Genomic DNA, 16,408 nt, shown 5'->3' on the forward strand with positions numbered 1-16,408 from the left:
TCAGCCTCTCCGGCGACTGAGGGCGAGGCGGTTCAGCCCCGCAGCTCCGCGAGCACCGCGTCCGTGAACGGCGGCCAGGCCTCGACCGCCCACGCCCCGAACGCCCGGTCCGCCAGCGCGACGGCGGCGACGCCCGCCTCCGGGTCGATCCACAGGAACGTACCCGACTGGCCGAAGTGCCCGAAGGTCCGCGGGGACGACGAACTCCCCGTCCAGTGCGGCGACTTGGAGTCGCGGATCTCGAAGCCGAGGCCCCAGTCGTTGGGGTTCTGGTGGCCGTACCCCGGCAGGACGCCCTTCGTGCCCGGGTACTGCACGGTCATCGCCGCCGCCACCGTCCGCGGATCCAGCAGCCGGGGCGCCTGCACCTCCGCCGCGAACCGCAGCAGGTCCTCGACCGTCGAGACGCCGTCCTTCGCCGGGGAGCCCTCCAGCGAGGTCGCCGTCATCCCCAGCGGCTCCAGCACCGCCTGCCGCAGGTACTCCGCGAACGGGATGTCCGTCGCCTTCGCGATGTGGTCGCCGAGCTGCTCGAACCCGGCGTTGGAGTACAGCCGGCGCTCACCGGGCGGGGCGGTCACCCGGTGCTCGTCGAAGGCGAGCCCGGAGGTGTGCGCGAGCAGATGGCGGACGGTCGCCCCGGGCGGACCGGCCGGCTCGTCCAACTCGACCGCGCCCTCCTCGTACGCCACGAGGGCCGCGTACGCGGCGAGCGGCTTGGTGACCGAGGCCAGCGGGAAACGCCGTCCGAGGGGGCCGTGGGTCCCCAGGACCGTGCCGTCGGCGCGTACGACCCCCGCCGCGGCGGAGGGAACCGGCCAGTTCTCGATCAGGGCGAGGCTCTTCAGCGACATGCGGTCGAGCCTATGCGCCTCACAGCGACAGCTCCATCAAGGGGTCCGGCTTGGGCTTGAAGCCGAGCGACGCGTAGAGCGGCGCGGCGTCGGCGGACGCGGTGAGCTGCACCTTTCCGACTCCCCGCGCATGGAACCAGGCCAGCAGCGCGTCCATGCACGCACGCGCGTACCCGCGCCGGCGCGCGTCCGGATCGGTGGCGACGCTGAAGACGAAGCCGATGTTCCCGTGCGGGTTGCCGGACCGCCCGATCCGGTACTCGACCGTCCCGACGACCAGCGCGGCCAGCGCCCCCGGCCGCTCCGGGTGGTCCACGACGAAGGCCGCGAAGCCGCCGTTCGGCTCGGCCAGCCGCGCGCGCAGTGTGGGCAGCGACTCCGTGTGCCAGTCGACGGAGCCGTCCATGGGGGCTATCGAATCGATCATCACCTGGCGCAGCCGCAGGACTTCCGCGGCGTCCTCGGGCAGGGCACGGCGTACGACGCTCACGTCACTCATGCGCTGCACGCTAACGGGCGTGATCAAGCCGCGTCCCCCGGTTTTCTTACCGATTCCGCTTGCTTGGAGCGCACTCCAAGGCCATAGCGTTGGTGCCATGACGGTGATGGAGACCACGGGTACCAGGACCGACAGCTGTGCCACCCCGCCGCACCCGCATCGGCGGCCGGAAGGCCAGGACAGCTACACGATCAGCGAGGTCGTCGCGTTCACGGGCCTGACGGCCCACACCCTGCGCTGGTACGAGCGGATCGGTCTGATGCCGCACGTCGACCGCTCGCACACCGGCCAGCGCCGGTACAGCAACCGCGACCTGGACTGGCTGGACCTCGTCGGCAAGCTCCGGCTCACCGGCATGCCGGTCGCCGACATGGTGCGGTACGCGGAACTGGTGCGCGAGGGCGACGACACGTTCCCCGAGCGCTTCGAACTCCTCGAGTCGACCCGCCGGGACGTCCTGGCCCGGGTCGCCGAACTCCAGGACACGCTCGCCGTGCTCGACCGGAAGATCAGTTTCTACGCGGATGCCGCGCACCTCTATGACAAGGAGAAGGTCGGATGACCGACAGCAGGATCCCGACGGCCCGACTCGGCGAGGACGGCCCCGAGGTCGGCGTCCAGGGCCTCGGCTGCATGGGCATGAGCTTCGCCTACGGTCCCGCGGACGCCGGCGAGTCCCGGGCCACCCTGGAACGCGCCCTGGAACTCGGCGTCACGTTCTACGACACGGCGGACGCGTACGGCGCGGGGGAGAACGAGCGGTTCCTCGCCCCGTTCTTCAAGGCGCACCGCGACGAGGTCGTGATCGCGACCAAGTTCGCCCTGGCGATCCCGCCGGGCGAGCCGACCCGCCGGGTCATTCGCAACGACGCGCCCTACATCCGCCAAGCCGTCGAGGCGAGCCTGGAGCGGCTGGACGTCGACGTCATCGACCTCTACTACATGCACCGGCGCGATGTGAACGTGCCGATCGAGGACACCGTCGGCGTGATGGCGGAGCTGGTGCGCGAGGGCAAGGTCAAGCAGCTGGGCCTGAGCGAGGTGACGGCCACCGAGCTGCGCGCGGCGCAGGCCGTCCACCCGATCGCCGCCGTGCAGTCGGAGTGGTCGCTGTTCAGCCGGGACATCGAGGCGCAGGTGGTGCCGGCCGCCCGTGAGCTGGGCGTGACGCTGGTCCCGTACTCCCCGCTCGGCCGGGGCTTCCTCACCGGCTCCTTCGCGAACGCCGACACGGACCTCACCGCCGACGACTTCCGCCGTCAGCAGCCCCGTTTCACCGGCGCGAACGCGGCGGCCAACGCGGCGCTCCTGGAGCCGATCCGGGCGCTGGCCGAGGCGCACGGCGTGACGGCGGCGCAGATCGCCCTGGCCTGGGTCCAGCAGCAGTCCCGGGTGCACGACCTTCCGGTGATCCCGATACCGGGCACGCGCAAGCCCGGGCGGGTGGCGGAGAACACGGCGGCCGTCTCGATCGTCCTGAGCGACGAGGAGCTGGCGCTGCTGGAGCCGATCGCGGCGAAGGTGGCGGGCGACCGGTACGCGGACATGGCGTTCGCCTCTGCCGGACGCGAGTGATCACAGCTGCGACAGCAGCTCCGCCTTCTTCACGGCGAACTCCTCGTCGGTGACCAGCCCGGCCTGGTGCAGTTCCCCGAGGTGGCGGATGCGTTCGGCGATGTCGGCGGGATCCCGGTGCGGCGGGGTCGCGGGGACGGCGGCCACCGGCCGCCCGGCCCGCACCCGCGCCAGCACCGCCGCGGCGAACGGCAACGACTCGTGCACAGGGCCGTAGCCCAGCCCGAACACCACTGTCGCGGGGTCCTGGTCGGCCTGCGCGGGCCGGCCGTCACCGTCCCTGGACAACAGCCGCAGGTGTCCCTCGAACACCTCCGGCGACCGCCACTCGACCCCGCTCAGCTCGGACACGGCGAAGCTCTGGTCGCCGGCTTTCCACTTCGCCGACGACGCGCCCGTCCAGAACCACCGGAAGCGCACCGTCCGCCCGTCGAAGGACGCCTTGCCGTCGTACGCCTTGAACGACAGCGGTACCTCGGGCGCGTCCACCAGGAACCGTTCGGCCGGTCCGGACCCGGAATCGGTCAGCTTGTCGCGCAGCTCGTCCGCGTAGTACTCGGCGAGCGTCTCCCGCTCGGCGGGCAGCACCAGCCGGTAGGGATCGCAGGCTTCCTTGAGCTGGCCGGCGGCCGCCTCCATCAACGGATCGGCTCCGGGGCGCGGCTCCACGTGCAGCACGACCGTCCCGCGTCGGCCGCGGGTCAGCGTCACCCGGGCGATGGCCGCCAGCGGGATCCGGCGCTCGCCCAGCGCCGACAGCAGCTTGGGCGTGCGCAGCCCCCGTTCGTAACGGATGAGGACGGAGTCGGACTCGAACTCCCAGGCGGCATGAAATCCGGCCAGTACGTCACCCATGCGGCTCATCGTATGCGGGACACCCATTCTTCGTCCCCTCCCCGCGCGTGCCGCAGTTTCTGCGTCTCTACGCGCGTCCGGCCTCTGTCGTGTCGGACAAACCCGCCGTGCAGGCATCGTCGTCGTGGCCGCACTCCAACGAGCGGTACGAGCCAGTGCCGATGTCGGCGAGGTTGCGCAGGCTGTCCGTACCCGGTTCGAAGTAGCCGCCGTGGCCCTTCGCCTCCCGCGCCGACAGCACGCGCGCCCCGAACGCCTCGGCCATCGGGTCCTGGCCGTGCCCGAGGCCGCCGACCTCCAGGTGCGGCACGTCCTGGATCCAGTCGTCGGCGTCGCGCATCGCCCACACCCGGGCCTCGGTGCCCAGCTGCTCCGCGTTCTCCACCCGCATCCCGGGGCTGCCCGCCACCGCGATGTCGGTCACCCGGTCCGGCATGTCGTCCGCGGCGACTCCGCACACCACCGAGCCGTAGCTGTGGCAGAACATCGACACGGGCGTCCGGCCGGGCAGCGCGTTCAGCAGGGCGTTCAGCCGGACGGCGCCGCTCTCGGCGCGCATCGCGGTGGCCGAGTCGATGCCCAGGCCGTCGGGGGAGGTGTAGTCGGCCCAGGCGATCACGGCCGTGCGCGTCGACGGGCTTGCCTCCCGCTCGGCCGAGTAGAGGGCCTGGGCCATGCCGACGGGCGCCGAGTACTTCCGGTTCGTGCGCTGGAAGGTGAGCAGATCGGTGTCGACGCCGGGGACGACGACGGAGATCCGCTCGGCCTCGTCGAGGCTGCCGAAGACCTCGGCGACCCGGCCGGAGCCCTCCGGGTCGAAGGCGAGGATCTGCCGGTCGGCGGCGCTCAGATCCTCGTAGCGGTGCATGCGCTTGCCGGCCAGCTGCTGCCCGGAGGGCGTGAGCCGGCTGTCGTGCGTGCGTTTGCGCTCGACCCTCACCTGCTGGAGCAGCGCCACGCGGTTGGCGCGGTAGCGCAGTTCGGCGGGGGCGCCGTTCATGTTGCCCACGGCGAGCGCGTAGTCGTGCGCGAGCACGGTGCGCTGCGGTGCGGTCAGCGAGGCGAAGAAGCGGGTGAGCCGGGAGGGGGCGGAGTCGGGGTCCGGCAGCAGGCGGCCGCCGATCCGGCCGTGCTCCCACGCCGTGCGCGAGGCCTGCAGGGCGGTGGTTCCCCGCTGGTGGTGCGTGGCGGTCCAGCCCGTGGTCGCCAACATCACGAACACCACCGCCAGGGCGGCCAGTGCACGCCAGACGCTGAGTTGGGGGCTTGTGTCGAAGGAAGTCACTGAAAGGACACACTAGGAGAACGGGAGGGTCTCGGGTGACCCAAGTGACGGGTATCACGTTTCGTAAGGCATGAGATTGGTCATAACGCTCTTTAGGCCTCACGCCAGGCTCCCAGCAGGGCGGGTCCGATCCCGTCGAGATAGCTGGACGTGAGCGCGCGCATCTCCGCCACGCCGAAGTCCGCACTCGTGGACCACCGGCGTTCCGTCGCCCGCATCACCCCGCTGAACACGGCCACCGCCAGCCGCGGCCGCGGGTCGGCGTCCACGTCGAGCCCCTCGCGCACGGCGATCACCTGCGCGAGGTCCTCCTCGATCTCCGCCGAGCGCCGCAGATGCGCGGCGAGCAGCACCGGCGTCGACTCGATCACCCGGCACATGCGCAGATACAGCTCCAGCGGCACGACGGACTCGACGATCTCGTTGATCGAGTACCAGCTGTCCAGGACGGCCTGCCGCAGCGCCTCCATCGGCGCCTCGTGCGGCGGGCGTTCGCGCACCGCCGCCACGAACCGCGCCACCGACATCTCCTCCAGCGCGAGCGCGGCCTCCTCCTTGCCGGCGAAGTAGCGGAAGAAGGTGCGTTGCGAGACGTCGACGGCATCGGCGATCTCGTCGACGGTCGTGCCCTCGTACCCCTGTGACGTGAACAGCTCCACGGCGGCCCGCAGCAGCGCGTCCCGGGTGCGCTGCTTCTTGCGCTCGCGCAGTGTTTGCATAGATGTCAGTTACCGACTTGTGAACTCGTTTGTCAAATGTCAGAAGCTGTCACTAGCCTCGAACGCATGACTAGTCAGACCACCGTCGACACGACGGGTCCGGGGGGCAAGGCGCCGGGGGAACCGTCGGACAGGCCGCCCGCCGAGGGGCTGCGCGGCCACCCGTGGTTCACCCTGATCACCGTCGCCGTCGGCGTCATGATGGTGGCCCTCGACGGCACCATCGTGGCCATCGCCAACCCGGCCATCCAGCAGGACCTGGGCGCCACCTTCGCGGAGGTCCAGTGGATCACCAACGGCTACTTCCTCGCCCTCGCGGTCTCCCTGATCACCGCGGGCAAGCTCGGTGACCGTTTCGGCCACCGTCAGACGTTCCTGATAGGCGTCGTCGGCTTCGCCGCCGCCTCCGGCGCGATCGGGCTCTCCGACAGCATCGCGCTGGTCGTCGTCTTCCGCGTCCTCCAGGGCCTGTTCGGCGCGCTGCTGATGCCGGCCGCGCTCGGTCTGCTGCGCGCGACGTTCCCGGCCGAGAAGCTCAACATGGCCATCGGCCTGTGGGGCATGGTCATCGGCGCCTCTACCGCCGGCGGCCCGATCCTCGGCGGTGTCCTCGTCGAGCACGTCAACTGGCAGTCGGTGTTCTTCATCAACGTGCCGGTCGGCGCCCTCGCCCTGGTCCTGGGCGGGCTGATCCTGCTCGACCACCGCGCCGAGAACGCCCCGCGCTCCTTCGACGTCCTCGGCATCGCCCTGCTCTCGGGCGCGATGTTCTGCCTGGTCTGGGCCCTGATCAAGGCTCCGACCTGGGGCTGGGACGACGGGAGCACATGGACGTTCATGCTCGGCTCCGTGGCGCTCTTCGCGGCGTTCGGCTTCTGGGAGACGAAGGTCAAGGAGCCGCTGATCCCGCTGGCGCTGTTCCGCTCGGTCCCGCTGTCGGCGGGTGTGATGCTCATGGTCCTGATGGCGATCGCCTTCATGGGCGGCCTGTTCTTCGTGACGTTCTACCTCCAGAACGTGCACGGCATGAGCCCGATCGACGCGGGCCTGCACCTGCTGCCGCTGACCGGCATGATGATCGTCGGCTCCCCGCTCGCGGGCGCCCTGATCACCAAGCTCGGCCCGCGCATCCCGCTGGCCGGCGGCATGGCCGCCACCGCCGTCGCCATGTACGGCATGTCCACGCTGGAGACGGACACCGGCAGCGCTGTCATGTCCATCTGGTTCGCGCTCCTCGGCCTGGGCCTCGCACCGGTCATGGTCGGCGCCACGGAGGTCATCGTCGGCAACGCCCCCATGGAGCTGTCGGGCGTGGCGGGCGGTCTTCAGCAGGCGGCCATGCAGATCGGCGGCAGCCTCGGCACGGCCGTGCTGGGCGGTGTGATGGCCTCCAAGGTCGACAGCGACCTGGCCGCCAACTGGAAGGGCGCGGGCCTGCCCGAGCTGACCCCCGCCCAGCTGGCGCAGGCCTCCGAGGCGGTCCAGGTCGGCGCGGCGCCGGTGGCCAAGGGAACGCCCCCGGAGGTCGCCGTGAAGATCACGGACGTCGCCCACGACACGTTCATCTCCGGCATGAGCACCGCGTCCCTGGTCGCCGCCGGGGTGGCGGTGGTGGCCGTCTTCATCGCGCTGCTCACCAAGCGCGGGGAGAACGCGGAGGCGGGCGCGGGCGTCGGCCACATCTGAGGCTGCCGATGCGGGAGAACAGCGGGGAACCTGACGGGACTTCAACGAATTTCCCCTATCAGGGTGACGACGCTAAAGGTTCCTCGCTTCCGGCACGCGCCTCAGGTCACAGTTAGTCAGGCCCTCCGTACGGCATGTCCGTCGCGGAGGGCGGCCAGGGCTGCGGCGCGCTGCCGGAGGGGGACAGCGCGCCGACCGCCCGGCAATCGTGGGGCGCGGACCGCTCGCGGAGGACCGTCACCTCCGCCCGCAGGGCCCGCACCTCCTCGGTCAGCGCCAGGATCGCCGCCGTCTGGGCCCGCTCCTCGACGTCGTCCTTCTCGAACCGCTCGATGAACCAGGCCGCGATGTTCGCGGTCACGACGCCGAGCAGCGCGATCCCGGAGAGCATCAGTCCGACGGCGATGATGCGCCCCAGGCCGGTGGTCGGCGAGTGGTCCCCGTACCCCACCGTCGTCATCGTCGTGAACGACCACCACAGCGCGTCACCCAGCGTGCGGATGTTCCCGTCCGGCGACTCCCGCTCCACCGACAGCACGGCCAGCGAGCCGAACATCAGCAGACCGATCACCGCGCCCACGACATACGTCGTCATCTGGATCTGCGAGGCCATCCGCGCCCGCCGCCCCACCAGCAGCAGCGTCGACACCAGCCGCAGCAGCTTGAGCGGCTGCACCATCGGCAGCACCACCGCGCACAGGTCCAGCCAGTGCGTACGGACGAACTTCCGGCGGTCGGCCGTGAGCGCCAGCCGGACCAGGTAGTCCGCGGCGAACGCGCCCCACACCAGCCACTCGACCCGGGTGCAGAGGGTCGTCAGCGCGCGATCGGCCGAGGTGTCCACGATCGGGACGGCGTACGCGACGGCGAACACCACGGCGAGAGCCAGCAGCGGCCGCTGCGTCCGCCGTTCCCATTGGGCCTGTGCCGTTCTCTCCTGCATGCCCGCATCGTAAAGAACGAGTAAGGGCGGCGGAGCCAGGAGCCCCACCGCCCTCACCTCGTCGGAGCGCTCAAGCCGAGCGCAGCGTCAGGCGTCTCCGCCCGCCGCGCCCGGGTCCGCCGCCGACGCGTCGAGGAGCTGGTACCGGTCGATGGCCTGCTTCAGCAGCGAGCGGTCGACCTTGCCCTCCTTCGCCAGCTCGGTCAGCACGCCCACGACCACCGACTGGGCGTCGATGTGGAAGAAGCGGCGCGCCGCCCCGCGGGTGTCCGCGAAGCCGAAGCCGTCCGCGCCCAGCGACTGGAACGTGCCCGGCACCCAGCGCGCGATCTGGTCCGGCACCGACCGCATCCAGTCCGAGACGGCCACGAACGGCCCCTCGGCCCCGGCCAGCTTGCGCGTCACCCACGGCACGCGCTGCTCCTCCTCCGGGTGCAGCAGGTTGTGCCGCTCGACCTCGACGGCCTCGCGCCGCAGCTCGTTCCAGGAGGTCGCCGACCAGACGTCGGCCTTGACGTCCCACTCCTCGGCGAGGATCTTCTGCGCCTCCAGCGCCCAGGGGACGGCCACGCCGGACGCGATGATCTGCGCCGGGATCGACCCCGCGGTGCCCTCGCTGAAGCGGTGGACGCCCTTGAGGATGCCCTCCGCGTCCACGTTCTCGGGCTCGGCCGGGTGCTGGATGGGCTCGTTGTAGACGGTGAGGTAGTAGAAGACGTCCTCGCCGTGCGGGTGCTCGGCGGAGCTGCCGTACATCCGCCGGAGCCCGTCCTGCACGATGTGCGCGATCTCGAAGCCGAACGCCGGGTCGTAGGCGACACAGCCCGGGTTCGTCGAGGCGAGCAGCTGCGAGTGGCCGTCCGCGTGCTGGAGGCCCTCACCGGTCAGCGTCGTACGGCCGGCGGTCGCGCCCAGTACGAAACCGCGCGCCAGCTGGTCGGACATCTGCCAGAACTGGTCGCCGGTGCGCTGGAAACCGAACATCGAGTAGAAGACGTAGACCGGGATCAGCGGCTGACCGTGGGTGGCGTACGCGGAGCCCGCCGCGATCAGGGACGCCGTGCAGCCCGCCTCCGAGATGCCGTCGTGCAGCATCTGGCCGGTCGGCGACTCCTTGTAGGCCAGCAGCAGATCGCGGTCGACCGCCTCGTACTGCTGACCGAGCGGGTTGTAGATCTTCGCACTCGGGAAGAAGGAGTCCATGCCGAACGTGCGGTACTCGTCCGGCGCGATCAGCACGAACCGCTTGCCGATCTCCTTGTCCCGCATGAGGTCCTTGAGGAGCCGCACAAAGGCCATGGTCGTCGCGATGGACTGCTGGCCGGAGCCCTTCTTCACGGACGCGTACGTCTTGTCGTCCGGCAGCGCGAGCGGCTGGGAGCGCACGACCCGCGTCGGGACGTAACCGCCGAGGCCCTTGCGGCGATCGTGCATGTACTGGAGCTCTTCCGAGTTCCGGCCGGGGTGGTAGTACGGCGGCGCGCCGGACTCCAGCTCCTTGTCGGAGATCGGCAGGTGCAGCCGGTCGCGGAAGCCCTTGAGGTCGGGAGCCGTCAGCTTCTTCATCTGGTGGGTGGCGTTGCGGCCCTCGAAGTTCGGGCCCAGCGTCCAGCCCTTGACCGTCTTGGCGAGGATGACCGTCGGCTGGCCGGTGTGCTCCACGGCCGCCTTGAACGCCGCGTAGATCTTCCTGTGGTCGTGACCGCCGCGGCCCAGGTGCAGGATCTGGTCGTCGGTCATGCCCTCGATCATCGCGCGCAGCCGCTGGTCGTCGCCGAAGAAGTGATCGCGGATGTACGCGCCGGACTCGGTGGCGTAGGTCTGGAACTGGCCGTCCGGGGTCGTGTTCATCCGGTTGACGAGGATGCCGTCGCGGTCCTGCGCGAGCAGCGGGTCCCACGACCGGTCCCAGATCAGCTTGATCACGTTCCAGCCGGCGCCCCGGAAGACCGACTCCAGCTCCTGGATGACCTTGCCGTTGCCGCGCACCGGGCCGTCGAGCCGCTGGAGGTTGCAGTTGACGACGAAGGTCAGGTTGTCCAGGCTCTCACGGGCGGCGATGGTCAGCTGGCCGAGCGACTCCGGCTCGTCCATCTCGCCGTCCCCGAGGAACGCCCAGACGTGCGACTTCGAGGTGTCGGCGATCCCGCGCGCGTGCATGTAGCGGTTCATCCGCGCCTGGTAGATCGCGCCGATCGGGCCGAGGCCCATCGACACGGTCGGGAACTCCCAGAAGTCCGGCATCAGGCGCGGGTGCGGGTACGAGGACAGACCGTAGGGCGCCTTCGACTTCTCCTGGCGGAACGCGTCCAGGTTCTGTTCGCTCAGCCGGTCGAGCAGGAACGCGCGCGCGTAGATGCCCGGGGAGGCGTGGCCCTGGAAGAAGACCTGGTCGCCGCCGTCGCCCTCGTCCTTGCCGCGGAAGAAGTGGTTGAAGCCGACGTCGTAGAGCGACGCGGACGACGCGAAGGTGGCGATGTGCCCGCCCACGCCGATGCCCGGGCGCTGGGCCCTGGACACCATCACGGCCGCGTTCCAACGGGTCGCGTTGAGGATCCGGCGCTCGATCTCCTCGTTGCCCGGGAAGAACGGCTCGGCCCTGGTGGGGATGGTGTTGACGTAGTCCGTGCTGCGCATCTCGGGCACGGCCACGCGCTTCTCGCGGGCCCGCTCGATCAGCCGCAGCATCAGATAGCGCGCTCGCTCCCGGCCGCGCTCGTCGATCGCGGCGTCGAGGGAGTCGAGCCACTCCTGGGTTTCCTCGGGATCGAAGTCAGGAACCTGACTCGGAAGGCCGCCAATGATGATCGGGTTGCGATCGGATCCGGAAGCCACGCTGGTCCTTACCTGTCAGAGGGCTGTGTGGGGCTGTTTTTCCTGCTCGGTATTTCGTTGCTTCTTCAGTACCTGCACCGCCCCCATCGTGTACCGCGAGGCCGCAAACGTCATCTCTACCCCTAGGTAACCGTCCCCCGTTCGAATCTCGTACCCTTGGATGGTTCTCAAATGGGCAAACAGGGCAGATAGGTGTGGTGTACGTCACGATCTGCCCGAATCGCGTGCCTGGGGTTGCGTCGACACGGCCAGGATCGTCACCGTTTCGGCGGTCCGAACCGCCGGGTACTTGCGCGATCCGTCCCGCCCGTGTGGACTACGGCCAATGCTTCGCGCACGCGCGTGGCTGAGTTATTCCCCAAAACATGATCAGGAGGCAACCCGTGAGCGCGACCGCGGACCACGCGGAGGAGCGGACCAGCCCTGCCGTCAGGCTGGGTTTCCAGCCCGAGCAGGTGGTCCAGGAGATCGGCTACGACGACGACGTCGACCAGGAGCTCCGCGAGTCCATTGAGGAAGTCATCGGCAGCGATCTGGTGGACGAGGACTACGACGACGTCGCCGACGCCGTAGTGCTCTGGTTCCGCGACGATGACGGAGACCTGACGGATGCGCTGGTGGACGCCACCACGTACATCGAAGAAGGCGGGTCGATCCTCCTCCTGACGCCGAAGACCGGCCGGACGGGATACGTGGAGCCGAGCGACATCTCCGAAGCCTCGACGACTGCGGGTCTGTCGGCCAGCAAGAGCGTCAGCGTCGGCAAGGACTGGAGTGGCAGTCGGCTGGTGACGCCCAAGGCTGCGAAGTCCAAGAAGTGACGTCCCAGAGGTGACGTCCGAGAAGTGATGTGACGTTGAAGGGCCGGGTCCTTGTGCCCGGCCCTTCAACGCCCCTTCGGCGACCGCTGCGTAGGGTGTTCTCACCCAGACAGCCCCCAGAAGGGACAATCAGGCGATGGCGATCCAGGTCGGCGACAAGGCCCCCGACTTCGAGCTCAAGGACAACCACGGCCGTGCCGTGCGGCTCTCCGACTTCCGGGGCAGCAAGAACGTCGTCCTGCTCTTCTACCCGTTCGCCTTCACCGGCGTGTGCACCGGCGAGCTGTGCGAGGTCCGCGACAACCTGCCGCAGTTCGCCGACCGCGACACCCAGGTGCTCGCGGTCTCCAACGACTCCATCCACACCCTGCGCGTCTTCGCCGAGCAGGAGGGGCTGGAGTACCCGCTGCTCAGCGACTTCTGGCCGCACGGCGAGGTCAGCCGCGCCTACGACGTCTTCGCCGAGGACAAGGGCTGCGCGGTGCGCGGCACCTTCGTCATCGACAAGGAGGGCGTCGTGCGCTGGACGGTCGTCAACGCGCTGCCGGACGCCCGTGACCTCGCCGAGTACGTCAAGGCGATCGACACCCTGTGATTGTTCGGCTCCAAGGCCTGCGTGCAGCGGGAACCCGTCACTAGGATCGACTCGTTGATCCGATATATCCACGCACGACGGGGCTCCCCGCCCCAGGACACCAATGGAGGACTTCGTGGGAGTCAGCCTCAGCAAGGGCGGCAACGTATCGCTGACCAAGGAGGCCCCGGGCCTGACCGCGGTCATCGTCGGTCTGGGGTGGGACGTCCGCACCACGACCGGCACGGACTTCGACCTGGACGCCAGCGCGCTGCTGGTGAACAACGCCGGCAAGGTCGCCAGTGACGCCAACTTCGTCTTCTTCAACAACCTCAAGAGCCCCGACGGCTCTGTGGAGCACACCGGTGACAACACCACCGGTGAGGGCGAGGGCGACGACGAGGCGATCAAGGTCAACCTCGCCACGGTCCCGGCCGACGTCGACAAGATCGTCTTCCCGGTGTCGATCTACGACGCCGAGAACCGGCAGCAGTCCTTCGGCCAGGTCCGCAACGCGTTCATCCGCGTCGTGAACCAGGCCGGCGGCGCCGAGATCGCGCGCTACGACCTCAGCGAGGACGCGTCGACGGAGACCGCCATGGTCTTCGGCGAGCTCTACCGGCACGGTGCGGAGTGGAAGTTCCGCGCCATCGGCCAGGGCTACGCGTCGGGCCTGCGCGGCATCGCGCAGGACTTCGGCGTCAACGTCTGAGTCGCCCGAGGAATCCGAAGGCACCTGAAGTTCGTCCGGCGTCGCACCGTTTACGGTCGGCGCCGGACGCGCAGGACAACCGAAGAAGCAGTACCTAGGGGAGGACCAGCAATCATGGGCGTCACGCTCGCCAAGGGAGGCAATGTCTCCCTGTCCAAGGCCGCGCCGAACCTCACTCAGGTGATGGTCGGACTCGGCTGGGACGCGCGCTCCACCACCGGAGCCCCCTTCGACCTGGACGCCAGCGCACTGCTGTGCAAGAGCGGGCGCGTGATGGGGGACGAGTGGTTCGTCTTCTACAACCAGCTCACGAGTCCGGACGGCTCGGTGGAGCACACCGGCGACAACCTCACCGGTGAGGGCGACGGAGACGACGAGTCGCTGTTGGTGGACCTCTCCAAGGTGCCGCCGCAGTGCGACAAGATCGTCTTCCCGGTCTCCATCCACATGGCCGACGAGCGTGGCCAGACCTTCGGTCAGGTCTCCAACGCCTTCATCCGCGTCGTCAACCAGGCCGACGGCCAGGAGCTCGCCCGCTACGACCTCAGCGAGGACGCGAGCACCGAGACCGCGATGATCTTCGGCGAGCTCTACCGCTACCAGACCGAGTGGAAGTTCCGGGCGGTCGGTCAGGGGTACGCGTCCGGACTGCGGGGCATCGCACTCGATTTCGGGGTGAACGTGTCCTGAACGACAGCCGTTCAGGGGTTCGAGGAGGCGGCCTCCGGATCTGGCTCGAAGCCGATGACCTGCGGCTCTTTGGCCAGGACCAACCCAGGTGTTTCGCCCGTTGAGTTCGCATCTAGACTTCGTGGTCAAGGATGAGTAAAGCCGAGTACGGCGCGGGGGAGACCCGTACACACACGATTGGGTAGCCAGTGCTTCTGAAAACCTTCGGCTGGTCGTTCGCGGTCACCGCGCTCGGCCTGGTCGCAGCGGTCTTCTACGGGGGGTGGGAGGGCTTCGGCATCGTCGCGATCCTCTCCATCCTCGAGATCTCGCTGTCGTTCGACAACGCGGTGGTCAACGCCGGAATCCTGAAGAAGATGAATGCCTTCTGGCAGAAGATCTTCCTCACCATCGGTGTCCTCATCGCCGTCTTCGGCATGCGGCTGGTCTTCCCCGTCGTCATCGTGGCCGTCACCGCCAAGATGGGGCCGATCGAGGCCGTCGACCTCGCGCTCAACAACAAGGACCAGTACCAGGAACTCGTCACCGACGCCCACCCGGCGATCGCCGCCTTCGGTGGCATGTTCCTGCTCATGATCTTCCTCGACTTCATCTTCGAGGAGCGCGACATCCAGTGGCTGCGCTGGATCGAGCGGCCGCTGTCCAAGCTCGGCAAGGTCGACATGCTGTCGGTCTGCATCGCCCTGGTGGTCCTGCTGATCACCTCCTTCACCTTCGCCGCCAGCGCCCACCAGCACGGCGGCGGTCACGCCGACAAGGCGGAGACGGTGCTGATCTCCGGCATCGCCGGTCTGATCACGTACATGATCGTCGGCGGACTCTCCGGCTACTTCGAGGAGAAACTCGAGGAAGACGAGGAACGCGAGCACGAGGCGGAGGAAGAGGCCGCGCGCACCGGCAAGAAGCCCTCGGCCGTCGCCCTCGCCGGCAAGGCCGCGTTCTTCATGTTCCTCTACCTCGAGGTCCTCGACGCGTCCTTCTCCTTCGACGGCGTGATCGGCGCGTTCGCCATCACCAACGACATCGTGCTCATGGCCCTGGGCCTCGGCATCGGCGCCATGTACGTCCGTTCGCTGACCGTGTACCTGGTCCGCCAGGGCACCCTCGACGACTACGTCTACCTGGAGCACGGCGCGCACTACGCGATCGGCGCCCTGGCCGTGCTGCTGCTGGTCACCATCCAGTACCAGATCCACGAGGTCATCACCGGTCTCGTCGGCGTCCTCCTGATCGCCTGGTCCTTCTGGTCCTCCGTGCGCCGCAACAAGGCGCTGGCAGCGGCAGAGGGAAAAGCGGAGGGCTCGGACGACAAGACTGAGGTCTCGTCCGGGGTGTGATCACCTTCTGAGTGAGGAACGCTCTTGTGCGGGGCGGCCGGTGAGGAAACTGTCCTCCACGGCCGCCCCGCCGGTCTTCTCGGCGGACGTTCGTGGATGTGGATGTGGGGGGCGGGAATGGGCTTCTTCGACGGACTCCTGGGCAGCCGGGCGGCCGACTTCGACTCGGGCAACGCGGCCACCAACGCGATCGAGTTGACCAAACGGCACCACCAGGTGTCCCTGACCAAGCAGGGCGCCGCGACCGGCAACCTGCGCGTCAACCTGACCTGGCGGATGCGGACGTCCGACATCGGCGGGCCGCAGCGGGAGAGCCTGCTGCGGCACCCCTTCAAGGCGCTGCGGCCCCCGGAGGTCATCGGACACAGCCAGAGCATGGTGAACGTCGACCTCGACCTCGGGTGCCTGTACGAGCTGGCCGACGGCACCAAGGGCGTCGTACAGCCGCTGGGCGGGCTCCTGGGGGACGTGAACGGGCCGCCGTACGTGAAGCTCAGCGGGGACGACCGGTTCGGGTCGGCCTCCGGCGAGACGATGTACGTCAACCTCGACCATCGGGAAGAGATCAGGCGGCTGCTGGTCTTCGTCTACATCTACGACCAGACGCCGGCGTTCGACCGGACCCACGCGATCGTCACGCTGTACCCGAGCAACGGACCGCGGATCGAGATAGGCCTCGACGAGCGGCATCCGCAGGCGCGGTCCTGTGCGGTGGTGATGATCGAGAACGTGAAGGGCGAGCTGATGGTGCGGCGTGAGGTGCGGTTCGTGTACGGGTTCCAGGCGGAGCTGGATCGGTTGTACGGGTGGGGGCTCACGTGGGGGCGGGGTTACAAGGCGAAGGCGGAGAAGTAGCGCCCACGGCGGGTGGGGTTCCGTGGTCTCGCGGCCGACCGTCGTCCGTGGTTGCTCGCGCGGTTCCCCGCGCCCCGGAAAGCCGCAAGCTCCTGGCTGAGGGCTGTCCCGCAATCCCTGGCGGGCGCGCGACGACAGCTACGGCACCTCGCCGCGTTGTCGGAACGC

The 16,408-nt window shown here is 69.1% G+C and carries 16 protein-coding genes; 9 read left to right on the forward strand and 7 right to left on the reverse strand.

Annotated features, from left to right (window positions below; all coding sequences use genetic code 11):
• Positions 1 to 32 precede the first annotated feature (32 nt).
• Together AB0J04_RS08855 and AB0J04_RS08860 are read right to left on the reverse strand one after the other, a co-directional pair.
• A complete protein-coding gene (locus AB0J04_RS08855; RefSeq protein ID WP_363167649.1) occupies positions 33 to 854 on the reverse strand; it encodes a serine hydrolase domain-containing protein in 822 nt (273 codons plus the stop codon).
• A 19-nt stretch (positions 855 to 873) separates the two neighbouring features.
• Complete coding sequence (locus AB0J04_RS08860; protein WP_363167681.1) at positions 874 to 1,344, reverse strand: GNAT family N-acetyltransferase; 471 nt, start codon at positions 1,342 to 1,344, stop codon at positions 874 to 876.
• 106 nt (positions 1,345 to 1,450) lie between these two features.
• Between AB0J04_RS08860 and AB0J04_RS08865 the strand changes: the two genes are divergently transcribed.
• The gene (locus AB0J04_RS08865) at positions 1,451 to 1,915 is read left to right on the forward strand and encodes a MerR family transcriptional regulator (RefSeq protein ID WP_363167650.1); all 465 of its coding nucleotides are present in this window, start codon (positions 1,451 to 1,453) and stop codon (positions 1,913 to 1,915) included.
• Positions 1,912 to 2,928, forward strand: a complete 1,017-nt coding sequence (locus AB0J04_RS08870; RefSeq protein WP_363167651.1) for an aldo/keto reductase — start codon at positions 1,912 to 1,914, stop codon at positions 2,926 to 2,928. Before AB0J04_RS08865 ends, AB0J04_RS08870 begins: the two co-directional genes overlap by 4 nt.
• Here the strand turns inward: AB0J04_RS08870 and AB0J04_RS08875 are convergent, their stop codons facing one another.
• The 3 genes from AB0J04_RS08875 to AB0J04_RS08885 all read right to left on the reverse strand — a co-directional run bounded on the left by AB0J04_RS08875 (position 2,929) and on the right by AB0J04_RS08885 (position 5,787).
• Positions 2,929 to 3,792: a DUF4429 domain-containing protein gene (locus AB0J04_RS08875; RefSeq protein WP_363167682.1), complete on the reverse strand. Its 864-nt coding sequence runs from the start codon at positions 3,790 to 3,792 to the stop codon at positions 2,929 to 2,931. It lies immediately after the preceding gene.
• A 58-nt stretch (positions 3,793 to 3,850) separates the two neighbouring features.
• Complete coding sequence (locus AB0J04_RS08880; protein ID WP_363167652.1) at positions 3,851 to 5,068, reverse strand: alpha/beta hydrolase; 1,218 nt, start codon at positions 5,066 to 5,068, stop codon at positions 3,851 to 3,853.
• 92 nt (positions 5,069 to 5,160) lie between these two features.
• Complete coding sequence (locus AB0J04_RS08885; RefSeq protein ID WP_363167653.1) at positions 5,161 to 5,787, reverse strand: TetR family transcriptional regulator; 627 nt, start codon at positions 5,785 to 5,787, stop codon at positions 5,161 to 5,163.
• Between the two features lie 66 nt (positions 5,788 to 5,853).
• Here AB0J04_RS08885 and AB0J04_RS08890 point away from each other — a divergent pair, with 66 nt between their 5' ends.
• Complete coding sequence (locus AB0J04_RS08890; protein ID WP_363167654.1) at positions 5,854 to 7,473, forward strand: MFS transporter; 1,620 nt, start codon at positions 5,854 to 5,856, stop codon at positions 7,471 to 7,473.
• Between the two features lie 112 nt (positions 7,474 to 7,585).
• Here AB0J04_RS08890 and AB0J04_RS08895 read toward each other — a convergent pair whose 3' ends face one another.
• Positions 7,586 to 8,416 (reverse strand): potassium channel family protein, encoded by an 831-nt coding sequence (locus tag AB0J04_RS08895; RefSeq protein ID WP_363167655.1) that lies wholly within the window; start codon positions 8,414 to 8,416, stop codon positions 7,586 to 7,588.
• A gap of 87 nt (positions 8,417 to 8,503) precedes the next feature.
• Positions 8,504 to 11,251: a pyruvate dehydrogenase (acetyl-transferring), homodimeric type gene (gene aceE, locus AB0J04_RS08900; protein ID WP_363167656.1), complete on the reverse strand. Its 2,748-nt coding sequence runs from the start codon at positions 11,249 to 11,251 to the stop codon at positions 8,504 to 8,506.
• Positions 11,252 to 11,634: 383 nt separating this feature from the next.
• Between aceE and AB0J04_RS08905 the strand changes: the two genes are divergently transcribed.
• From AB0J04_RS08905 to AB0J04_RS08930, 6 genes are all read left to right on the forward strand, one after another.
• On the forward strand, positions 11,635 to 12,072 hold the full coding sequence (locus AB0J04_RS08905; RefSeq protein ID WP_020126915.1) for a DUF3052 domain-containing protein: 438 nt from the start codon (positions 11,635 to 11,637) through the stop codon (positions 12,070 to 12,072).
• A 136-nt stretch (positions 12,073 to 12,208) separates the two neighbouring features.
• Positions 12,209 to 12,667 (forward strand): peroxiredoxin, encoded by a 459-nt coding sequence (locus AB0J04_RS08910; protein WP_363167657.1) that lies wholly within the window; start codon positions 12,209 to 12,211, stop codon positions 12,665 to 12,667.
• A gap of 115 nt (positions 12,668 to 12,782) precedes the next feature.
• Complete coding sequence (locus AB0J04_RS08915) at positions 12,783 to 13,358, forward strand: TerD family protein (protein ID WP_057583419.1); 576 nt, start codon at positions 12,783 to 12,785, stop codon at positions 13,356 to 13,358.
• 114 nt (positions 13,359 to 13,472) lie between these two features.
• Positions 13,473 to 14,048 carry a TerD family protein gene (locus tag AB0J04_RS08920; protein WP_363167658.1) on the forward strand — a complete coding sequence of 192 codons (576 nt, stop codon included), beginning with the start codon at positions 13,473 to 13,475 and terminating at the stop codon, positions 14,046 to 14,048.
• 188 nt (positions 14,049 to 14,236) lie between these two features.
• Positions 14,237 to 15,385: a DUF475 domain-containing protein gene (locus AB0J04_RS08925; RefSeq protein WP_363167659.1), complete on the forward strand. Its 1,149-nt coding sequence runs from the start codon at positions 14,237 to 14,239 to the stop codon at positions 15,383 to 15,385.
• Positions 15,386 to 15,502: 117 nt separating this feature from the next.
• Positions 15,503 to 16,240, forward strand: a complete 738-nt coding sequence (locus AB0J04_RS08930) for a Tellurium resistance (RefSeq protein WP_363167660.1) — start codon at positions 15,503 to 15,505, stop codon at positions 16,238 to 16,240.
• The last annotated feature ends 168 nt before the right edge of the window (positions 16,241 to 16,408 follow it).

This window comes from Streptomyces sp. NPDC050263 (assembly GCF_040655955.1).
Classification (GTDB): domain Bacteria; phylum Actinomycetota; class Actinomycetes; order Streptomycetales; family Streptomycetaceae; genus Streptomyces.